At 47.2% G+C, this 479-nt stretch carries 1 rRNA gene; it reads right to left on the reverse strand.

The window, feature by feature from the left end:
- Window positions 1–156 (reverse strand): 16S ribosomal RNA (locus tag A7589_RS22220); the annotation flags it as partial.
- Between the last annotated feature and the right edge of the window lie 323 nt (window positions 157–479).

A 479-nucleotide genomic window follows, 5' to 3' on the forward strand; every position in this document is an offset into this window, starting at 1 on the left:
GTAGTTATCCCCCTCCATCAGGCAGTTTCCCAGACATTACTCACCCGTCCGCCACTCGTCAGCAAAGCAGCAAGCTGCTTCCTGTTACCGTTCGACTTGCATGTGTTAGGCCTGCCGCCAGCGTTCAATCTGAGCCATGATCAAACTCTTCAATTTAAAAGTTTGACGCTCAAAGAATTAAACTTCGTAATGAATTACGTGTTCACTCTTGAGACTTGGTATTCATTTATCGTCCGAGGACGTTAAGAATCCGTATCTTCGAGTGCCCACACAGATTGTCTGATAAATTGTTAAAGAGCAGTCGCGACGCGGCTTTCAGCTCACTGTCGCGAGGTGGCGTATATTACGCTTTCCTCTTTCAGAGTCAACCCTGAATTTCAGGATTTTTCTCTTCAACCGAACCGGCTGTTTGTGTGAAGTGATTCACATCCGCCGTGTCGATGGAGGCGCATTATAGGGAGTCGTTTCAGGAAGACAAG

Source organism: Escherichia sp. MOD1-EC6475, from assembly GCF_003046645.1.
GTDB classification, from domain to species: domain Bacteria; phylum Pseudomonadota; class Gammaproteobacteria; order Enterobacterales; family Enterobacteriaceae; genus Escherichia; species Escherichia ruysiae.